The sequence below is a fragment of the Citrobacter sp. Cb080 genome (assembly GCF_030334745.1).
Classification (GTDB): Bacteria; Pseudomonadota; Gammaproteobacteria; order Enterobacterales; family Enterobacteriaceae; genus Citrobacter; species Citrobacter braakii.
Genome location: NZ_JAOWDG010000074.1, coordinates 1 through 8,515, shown reverse-complemented (window position 1 = coordinate 8,515; position 8,515 = coordinate 1). Strand labels below are relative to the sequence as shown.

The 8,515-nt window shown below is 52.3% G+C and carries 8 protein-coding genes and 1 pseudogene; 7 read left to right on the top strand and 2 right to left on the bottom strand.

The annotated features are described in order from the left end of the window. Positions 1-91 precede the first annotated feature (91 nt). Both OGV38_RS15725 and OGV38_RS15720 read left to right on the top strand, forming a co-directional pair. A protein-coding gene (locus OGV38_RS15725) for an IS3 family transposase (RefSeq protein ID WP_117086587.1) occupies positions 92-1,299 on the top strand; the annotation gives its coding sequence in 2 pieces (ribosomal slippage) (positions 92-413 and positions 413-1,299; 1,209 coding nt in all). Positions 1,300-1,333: 34 nt separating this feature from the next. Continuing rightward, positions 1,334-1,903 (top strand): annotated as a pseudogene (locus OGV38_RS15720) (MFS transporter); the annotation flags it as partial. Positions 1,904-1,943: 40 nt separating this feature from the next. Here OGV38_RS15720 and cpxA read toward each other — a convergent pair. Both cpxA and cpxR read right to left on the bottom strand, forming a co-directional pair. Then, a complete protein-coding gene (gene cpxA / locus OGV38_RS15715) occupies positions 1,944-3,317 on the bottom strand; it encodes an envelope stress sensor histidine kinase CpxA (RefSeq protein ID WP_016155210.1) in 1,374 nt (457 codons plus the stop codon). Beyond that, positions 3,314-4,012, bottom strand: a complete 699-nt coding sequence (cpxR, locus tag OGV38_RS15710) for an envelope stress response regulator transcription factor CpxR (protein WP_006686193.1) — start codon at positions 4,010-4,012, stop codon at positions 3,314-3,316. The genes cpxA and cpxR overlap by 4 nt, the downstream gene beginning before the upstream one ends. A gap of 150 nt (positions 4,013-4,162) precedes the next feature. Between cpxR and cpxP the strand changes: the two genes are divergently transcribed. The 5 genes from cpxP to tnpA all read left to right on the top strand — a co-directional run. Then, positions 4,163-4,663, top strand: a complete 501-nt coding sequence (gene cpxP, locus OGV38_RS15705) for a cell-envelope stress modulator CpxP (protein WP_286473935.1) — start codon at positions 4,163-4,165, stop codon at positions 4,661-4,663. Positions 4,664-4,810: 147 nt separating this feature from the next. Further along, the gene (fieF, locus tag OGV38_RS15700; RefSeq protein WP_016155246.1) at positions 4,811-5,713 is read left to right on the top strand and encodes a CDF family cation-efflux transporter FieF; all 903 of its coding nucleotides are present in this window, start codon (positions 4,811-4,813) and stop codon (positions 5,711-5,713) included. Between the two features lie 185 nt (positions 5,714-5,898). Then, on the top strand, positions 5,899-6,861 hold the full coding sequence (gene pfkA / locus OGV38_RS15695; RefSeq protein WP_286473932.1) for a 6-phosphofructokinase: 963 nt from the start codon (positions 5,899-5,901) through the stop codon (positions 6,859-6,861). Between the two features lie 206 nt (positions 6,862-7,067). Then, the gene (sbp, locus tag OGV38_RS15690) at positions 7,068-8,057 is read left to right on the top strand and encodes a sulfate/thiosulfate ABC transporter substrate-binding protein Sbp (protein WP_047357764.1); all 990 of its coding nucleotides are present in this window, start codon (positions 7,068-7,070) and stop codon (positions 8,055-8,057) included. Between the two features lie 192 nt (positions 8,058-8,249). Beyond that, positions 8,250-8,515 (top strand): IS200/IS605 family transposase (tnpA, locus tag OGV38_RS15685; RefSeq protein ID WP_286473928.1); only part of this gene is annotated, 266 nt, incomplete at its 3' end.

Genomic DNA, 8,515 nt, shown 5'->3' with positions numbered 1-8,515 from the left:
TGATGTAGCCCCCTGAAACACCGGACAGTAGCTGTATCTCCAGATAAGAGATAGGCTTGAATATATGTCTAACACTAACGCCAATTTTGAGATGACCGGGATCCTGTTAGGGCAAGAAGTCCGTAAACGTAAAACTCCTCAGGAGAAGATCGCCATTATCCAGCAGACGATGGAGCCGGGTATGAATGTCTCCCATGTCGCCCGCCTGCATGGTATCCAGCCCAGCCTGCTGTTTAAGTGGAAGAAGCAATATCAGGAAGGCAGCCTCACCGCCGTTGCGGCTGGAGAGGAAGTCGTTCCTGCTTCTGAGCTTACTGCTGCTCTGAAGCAGGTCCGGGAGCTTCAGCGCCTTCTGGGCAAGAAGACGATGGAAGTTGAGATCCTGAAAGAAGCCGTGGAGTACGGTCAGTCGCGAAAATGGATAGCGCACGCGCCCTTGTTGCCAAAGGACGGGGAATAGCCATGGTCTGCCGGACCATGGGCGTGTCGCGTGCGCAACTGTCACTGCGGATTAACCGTTCTGCCGACTGGCAGGACAGGCGCTGTAACCGGCGTAATGAAGAAGCAGACGCAGAAATACTGTCGGCTATCCTCAACATTATCAGCGATATGCCGAGTTATGGTTATCGACGCGTGTGGGGCATCCTGCGCAAGCAACGTCGCACAGAGGGACAGCTACCTGTGAATGCCAAACGGCTTTACAGGATAATGCGTGAGCATAACCTGTTGTTGTTGCATCACAAACCAGAGCGACCGAAGCGTGAACATAAGGGCAAGATAGCGGTGGCAGAAAGCGATATGCGCTGGTGTTCAGATGGCTTCGAGTTCGGCTGCGACAACGGCGAAAAACTGCGGGTAACGTTCGCGCTGGACTGCTGCGACCGTGAGGCCATAGACTGGGCAGCAAGCACGGGAGGCTATGACAGTTCGACCGTGCAGGATGTGATGCTGAGGTCGGTGGAAAAGCGCTTCGGCGACAGGTTGCCCGACACAGCGGTGCAGTGGCTGACGGATAACGGTTCAGCGTATACCGCGTATGAAACGCGGAGGTTCGCGAGAGAGCTGAATCTGGAGCCCTGCACAACAGCGGTGAGCAGCCCGCAGAGTAATGGCATGGCCGAACGGTTCGTGAAAACGATGAAAGAAGACTATATCGCGTTCATGCCAAAACCGGATGTGAGAACAGCACTGCGAAACCTTGCAGTAGCGTTCACGCATTACAATGAAAACCACCCGCACAGCGCGCTGGGATATCACTCCCCGAGGGAATACCGGCGGCAGCGGACATCGTTAACTTAAGATACAAAAGCTGTTCGGAGATGGAGGGTCAAGATCAGCGTACTGTGGCCTGACTTACTTCATCCCATTCTTAAAAGATATCTACATGCTGCCGGTAGCGCTCGTCGGCGCGTACGGCATCATCAACCAGTATGCATTGAAAATGGTGGGAGGGCCGATTGGTGGGCTGCTGGCGGATAAGGTTGCTAAATCACCTACGGTTTACCTGAAGTGGACGTTTCTGATCTCTGCTGCTGCTATGGTTGTTTTTATGCTGTTGCCACATCAAACGATGAATGTGTATATCGGTATGGCGGCGACGCTAGGATTTGGGGCGATTATTTTCTCACAGCGCGCCATTTTCTTTGCACCAATGGATGAGATTGGTACCCCGCGTGAATATGCCGGTTCGGCGATGGCATTTGGCTGTATTATCGGTTATATGCCCGCCATGTTTGCGTATACGTTATACGGCTATTTACTGGATACCAATAGCGGCATCACGGGCTATAACTATGTCTTTAGCGTGATGATTGCGTTCAGCTTAATGGGCTTTATCTGTTCGACCATTCTGGTGAAGCGGATTAAAAAGCAAAAGCTAGCGGCTGCGACTGTGGCAGCATAATGTGAGAACTTCCCCGGTACGACGTTACCGGGGAAGCCTGTTAAGCGCGTTTATACAGCGGCAACCAAATTACCAGCCGCAAACCACCCAGCGGGCTGTCTTCGGCCTTCACCCAGCCACGATGCTGTTGGATTGCGGTTTCAACAATCGCCAGACCCAGACCTGTTCCGCCAGACTCGCGATCGCGCGCCTCATCGGTACGATAGAACGGACGGAAAATCTGTTCTCGGTCTTCAGGGCTAACGCCCGGGCCATCGTCGTCGACAGTGATGGTAATCCCATCGATATCCACCGCGAAGCCAACTTCAATCTGCGTGTGTGAATAACGCAGGGCGTTGCGCACAATGTTTTCCAGCGCGCTTTCCAGCGCATTTGGGTTGCCGTACAGCGGCCACGGGCCCGGCGGGAAATTCACCGTGAGTGATTTACCCATCTGCTCGGCTTCAAAGGCGGCGTTATCCAGCACTTCGCCCCACAGCTGATTGGCTTTCACCGTTTCACTGACCAGCGCGTTTTTCTGCTGATTGCGTGACATCACCAGCAGGTCGTTGATCATGCTGTCCAGCCGATGTGCTTCTGTTTCAATACGCTCCAGCTCTTTGCTTTCACCGCTACGACGGCGCAGCAGCGCGGTGCCCAACTGCAGACGCGTCAACGGCGTTCTCAACTCGTGGGAGATGTCCGACAGCAGGCGTTGCTGCGAGGTCATCATTCGCTCCAGCGCCGTCACCATCTGGTTAAAGCTGGCGCCTGCCGCCAGAAACTCCTGCGGACCGGCTTCCAGTTCCGGATGCTGGCGCAGGTTGCCCTGGGCCACCTCATCCGCCGCGTTTTTCAACTTACGCGCCGGTTTCGCCAGACTCCAGGCAAGCCAGAGCAGTAGTGGAGAGCTGACTAACATGGTGACAATCAGCAACAACAGCGGTCGGTCGAACAACAGATTGATAAAGTCAGATTGTGAGCTGCTGGCAGGTCGAATGAGATACAGCTGGTAGTTATCTTCGCCGTCTCTGACGGAGAAAGGCCCGACCATCTCAACGCGACCGTATTTTTTCTTTTGCGGATGGTCGGCGTTATCGGCCTGACCAATAAAGTTACGAATGATCTGCATTTCGTTGCGTTCTGCGCCGATCACGCGTCCTTCCGTCGTAACAAGCAATAACCGCTGTCCTGGCGGCGCCCACTTGTCTATCGCCCGAAACAAGCGACGCCACCACATTAAATCGTTGGGTGGATCGTTCGCCAGTTCAGCTTCAACGTGTTGCTCAATCATCAACCCCTGGCGCTGCTCGCTGTCCAGTAGCTCGGTCATCTGGCGTGAATCAAGCTTGGGTAACATCAGTACCAACATCAACACCAGTGCCAGCGTCAACCAGAAGATGGCAAAGATGCGTGCGGTTAAGCTCCCTATCATGAAGCGGAGACCATCAGGTAGCCGCGACCGCGCAGGGTTTTAAACCACGGGTGTCCGTCTTTACGTTCTGGCAGCTTACGACGCAGGTTCGAGATATGCATGTCGATCGCGCGATCGAAAGGTGTCAGGCGTTTGCCCAGCACTTCCTGGCTCAGGTGTTCACGCGAAACCACCTGACCGAGATGCTGTGCCAGCAAATAGAGCAGGGTGAATTCGGTGCCAGTTAATTCCAGGGTTTGCCCGTCAAAGCTGGCTTCCTGGCGACCCGGATTAAGGCTTAACGCATCCACTTCCAGAGTCGGCGAACCGTTGTCGCTGTTCTGCTGCTGTTCGCTCCAGTGTGAGCGACGCAAAATAGCGCGGATGCGCGCGACCAGTTCACGGTCGTTAAACGGTTTGGGTAAATAGTCGTCCGCGCCCAGTTCAAGGCCAAGTACGCGATCCAATTCGCTGCCGCGAGCGGTCAGCATGATTACGGGTGTCTGGTGTGTCTGACGAAGTGCTTTCAGCGTATCAATGCCATTTTTCTTCGGCATCATGACGTCGAGCAAAAGTAAATCGATGCTGTCATCCAGAAGCTCAAGCGCCTGTTCCCCATCATAGGCAACCAGCACATCGAAACCTTCCATTTCGAGCAACTCCTTTAACAGGGAAGTCAGCTCTCGGTCATCATCAACTAACAGGATTTTATTCATTGTTTACGTACCTCCGAGGCAGAAATTACGTCATCAGGCGTCGCTAATCTATGACTTTACGTTGTTTTACACCCCCTGACGCATGTTTGCAGCCCGAATCGTAAACTGTCTCTCGTTGAATCGCGACAGAAAAGATTTTGGGAGCAAGTGATGGGCAAAGTTACCGCTGCCGTCATGGCCTCAACGCTGGCACTGAGTACTTTAAGCCATGCAGCTGAAGTCTTCACAGGCGATCACTGGCACCTGGGTGAAGGCTCCGCGCAACGTAGCGTTCAGAGCCACATGTTCGACGGTATCAGTTTAACCGAACATCAACGTCAACAGATGCGAGATTTAATGCAGCAGGCAAGACACGAACAGCCTCCTGTTAATGTTAGCGAAATGGAGACAATGCATCGCCTTGTCACCGCAGAGAAATTTGATGAACGCGCTGTGCGCGCTCAGGCAGAAAGAATGGCGCAAGAACAGGTTGCCCGCCAGGTTGAAATAGCCAAGGTTCGCAACCAGATGTATCGCCTGTTAACGCCCGAGCAGCAAGCGGTTTTAAATGAGAGACATGAACAACGAATGGAGCAACTGCGCGACGTAGCGCACTGGAAAAAAAGCTCATCGTTGAATTTATTGAGTAGTAGCAACTCACGTTCCCAGTAGTAACCCTGTTTTCCTTGCCATAGACACCATCCCTGTCTTCCCCCACATGATGTGGGGGTTTTTTTTGCCCAAAATTTGTCACTCGGTTATTGCCTGACTGTTTTACTTCATCCGTTATACTAGCGGCATATCCTGGCAGGAGTGTTTATGAATCAAACCTATGGGCGGCTGGTTAGCCGGGCGGCAATCGCGGCGACCGTGATGGCATCGCTGTTACTTTTGATCAAAATTTTTGCGTGGTGGTACACCGGATCGGTCAGTATTCTGGCAGCGCTGGTGGATTCTTTGGTGGACATCGCCGCGTCGTTAACCAACCTGTTGGTGGTGCGCTATTCTTTGCAACCGGCCGATGATGAACATACGTTCGGACACGGAAAAGCGGAATCGCTAGCGGCGCTGGCGCAAAGCATGTTTATTTCCGGTTCGGCGCTGTTTTTATTCCTGACCGGGATTCAGCATCTCATCCAACCCACGCCAATGAAAGATCCTGGCGTCGGGGTGGTTGTCACCATCATTGCGTTAGTGTGTACAATCATTCTGGTCTCGTTTCAGCGCTGGGTGGTGAAGCGCACGCAAAGTCAGGCCGTTAGGGCGGATATGCTTCATTATCAGTCTGATGTTATGATGAACGGTGCGATTCTCGTGGCGCTTGGGCTGGCATGGTACGGCTGGCATCGCGCAGATGCCTTGTTTGCGCTCGGGATTGGCATCTATATTTTATATAGTGCATTACGCATGGGTTATGAGGCGGTACAGTCTTTGCTGGATCGCGCGTTACCCGATGAAGAACGTCAGGAAATTATTGATATTGTGACGTCATGGCCTGGAGTCAGCGGCGCTCACGATCTTCGCACGCGGCAGTCAGGGCCGACCCGCTTTATTCAGATTCATTTGGAAATGGAAGATAATCTGCCGCTCGTTCAGGCGCATTTAGTGGCTGAACAGGTAGAGCAGGCAATTTTACGGCGTTTCCCGGGATCGGATGTCATCATTCATCAGGATCCCTGTTCGGTCGTACCCAAGGAAGGCAAGATGTTTGAGCTTTTATAATTCGTTGTAAAAAAAGTGAACCGGGCCAGCATTTTGTGTATAAATTACCACCATTTGGCCTGACCTGAATCAATTCAGCAGGAAGTGATTGTTATACTATCTGCATATTCGTTGGATCGTTTCGATATGCGGAATCGACTTCCGGCAGCAGATTTCATTTTGCATTCCAAAGTTCAGAGGTAGTCATGATTAAGAAAATCGGTGTGTTGACAAGCGGCGGTGATGCGCCGGGCATGAACGCAGCAATCCGTGGTGTTGTACGTGCAGCGTTGACGGAAGGGCTGGAAGTCATGGGGATCCATGATGGCTACCTGGGTTTGTATGAAGACCGTATGGTTCAACTTGACCGCTACAGCGTGTCCGACATGATCAACCGTGGCGGCACATTCCTCGGTTCTGCCCGCTTCCCGGGATTCCGCGACGAAAACGTGCGTGCCGTGGCTATCGAAAACCTGAAAAAGCGTGGCATTGACGCACTGGTTGTTATCGGTGGTGACGGTTCATACATGGGGGCAAAACGCCTGACTGAAATGGGCTTCCCATGCATCGGTCTGCCGGGCACTATCGACAACGATATCAAAGGCACCGACTACACCATCGGTTATTTCACCGCTCTGGGTACCGTAGTCGAAGCGATTGACCGTCTGCGTGATACCTCTTCTTCTCACCAGCGTATTTCCATCGTTGAAGTGATGGGCCGCTACTGTGGCGATCTGACTCTGGCGGCTGCCATTGCCGGTGGCTGTGAGTTCGTGGTGGTTCCGGAAGTGGAATTCAGCCGTGACGATCTGGTTGCTGAAATCAAAGCAGGCATCGCGAAAGGTAAAAAACACGCGATTGTGGCGATCACTGAGCACATGTGTGACGTTGACGAACTGGCGCATTACATCGAGAAAGAAACGGGTCGTGAAACGCGCTCAACCGTACTGGGTCACATCCAGCGTGGTGGTTCTCCGGTGCCTTACGACCGTATCCTGGCGTCCCGTATGGGCGCATATGCCATTGAACTGCTGTTGGCAGGTCACGGCGGTCGCTGTGTAGGTATTCAGAACGAGCAACTGGTTCACCACGACATCATCGACGCGATTGAAAACATGAAGCGTCCGTTCAAAGGTGACTGGCTGGACTGCGCGAAAAAACTGTACTGATTGTTTTTTCCGCGCCTGATGGCGCTAAGCGCATCAGGCCTACAGGTTGTAAAGACTTGTAGGCCTGATGAGCCGCTAACCACCATTCGGCACAATTCCCCGCATTTATTCCCCCAAGTTATAGCAAATCTTTTTTTATTCTTTAATGTTTGGATACCTTTCTGGCACGCTTTGCTCATCACAACACCACATAAGAGAGCTGGGCGATGAACAAATGGGGCGTAGGGTTAACATTATTGCTGGCATCGACCAGCGTTATGGCAAAGGATATTCAGTTACTTAACGTATCGTACGATCCAACGCGTGAACTGTACGAGCAGTACAATAAGGCCTTCAGCGCGCACTGGAAGCAGGAAACGGGCGACAACGTCGTGATTCGCCAGTCGCACGGCGGTTCGGGTAAACAAGCGACCTCCGTCATTAACGGCATTGAAGCCGATGTCGTGACGCTGGCGCTGGCTTACGACGTGGATGCCATTGCTGAACGTGGTCGTATCGATAAAAACTGGATTAAGCGTCTGCCGGATAACTCCGCGCCATACACCTCCACCATCGTTTTCCTGGTCCGCAAAGGCAACCCCAAGCAAATTCATGACTGGAACGATCTGATCAAACCAGGCGTGTCGGTCATTACACCAAACCCGAAAAGCTCAGGCGGCGCACGCTGGAACTATCTGGCGGCATGGGGCTACGCCTTGCACCACAACAACAACGATCAGGCCAAGGCACAAGACTTCGTGAAGGCCCTGTATAAGAATGTTGAAGTGCTGGACTCCGGTGCTCGTGGCTCAACCAATACCTTCGTTGAACGCGGTATCGGTGATGTGCTGATCGCCTGGGAAAACGAAGCCCTGCTGGCGACAAACGAGCTGGGCAAAGACAAATTCGAGATAGTGACGCCGAGTGAATCTATCCTCGCGGAACCAACCGTTTCTGTGGTCGATAAAGTCGTGGAAAAGAAAGACACCAAAACGGTGGCGGAAGCCTACCTGAAATATCTCTACTCTCCGGAAGGTCAGGAAATTGCAGCGAAAAACTACTATCGTCCGCGTGATGCAGACGTTGCGAAGAAATACGAAAATGCATTTCCGAAGCTGAAACTGTTCACCATCGACGAAGAGTTTGGCGGCTGGACGAAAGCACAGAAAGAGCACTTCTCTAACGGTGGTACGTTTGACCAGATCAGCAAGCGCTAAATAAGTCTGTGATTTACCGACCCGGTGGCATAACGCGACCGGGTTTTTTGTGCACAGAAAACCCCCAGCTAGGCTGGGGGTTCCGGAAAGCTTTCAGCTTTGGGCCAGTTATTAAAACCCCTTTTGATTTGTTAAAACACATTGCGGTCTGGCAACTGCAAATGTTTAACAAGAAATCAAAAGGGGGTCCCAATGGGGGACGAAAAGAGCTTAGCGCACACCCGATGGAACTGTAAATATCACATAGTTTTTGCGCCCAAATACCGGAGACAAGCATTCTACGGTGAGAAACGCAGCGCGATAGGCAGCATCTTAAGAAAGCTGTGTGAGTGGAAAAACGTGCGGATCCTGGAAGCGGAATGCTGTGCGGATCATATCCATATGCTTGTGGAAATCCCACCCAAAATGAGCGTATCCGGCTTTATGGGGTATCTGAAAGGGAAAAGCAGTCTGATGCT

What these genes read in the sequence shown, in the direction of transcription:
- cpxA (WP_016155210.1), bottom strand. Translation starts at nt 3,317, where the DNA reads ATGATAGGGAGCTTAACCGCACGCATCTTTGCCATCTTCTGGTTGACG.
- fieF (WP_016155246.1), top strand. Translation starts at nt 4,811, where the DNA reads ATGAATCAAACCTATGGGCGGCTGGTTAGCCGGGCGGCAATCGCGGCG.
- pfkA (WP_286473932.1), top strand. Translation starts at nt 5,899, where the DNA reads ATGATTAAGAAAATCGGTGTGTTGACAAGCGGCGGTGATGCGCCGGGC.
- sbp (WP_047357764.1), top strand. Translation starts at nt 7,068, where the DNA reads ATGAACAAATGGGGCGTAGGGTTAACATTATTGCTGGCATCGACCAGC.
- cpxR (WP_006686193.1), bottom strand. Translation starts at nt 4,012, where the DNA reads ATGAATAAAATCCTGTTAGTTGATGATGACCGAGAGCTGACTTCCCTG.
- cpxP (WP_286473935.1), top strand. Translation starts at nt 4,163, where the DNA reads ATGGGCAAAGTTACCGCTGCCGTCATGGCCTCAACGCTGGCACTGAGT.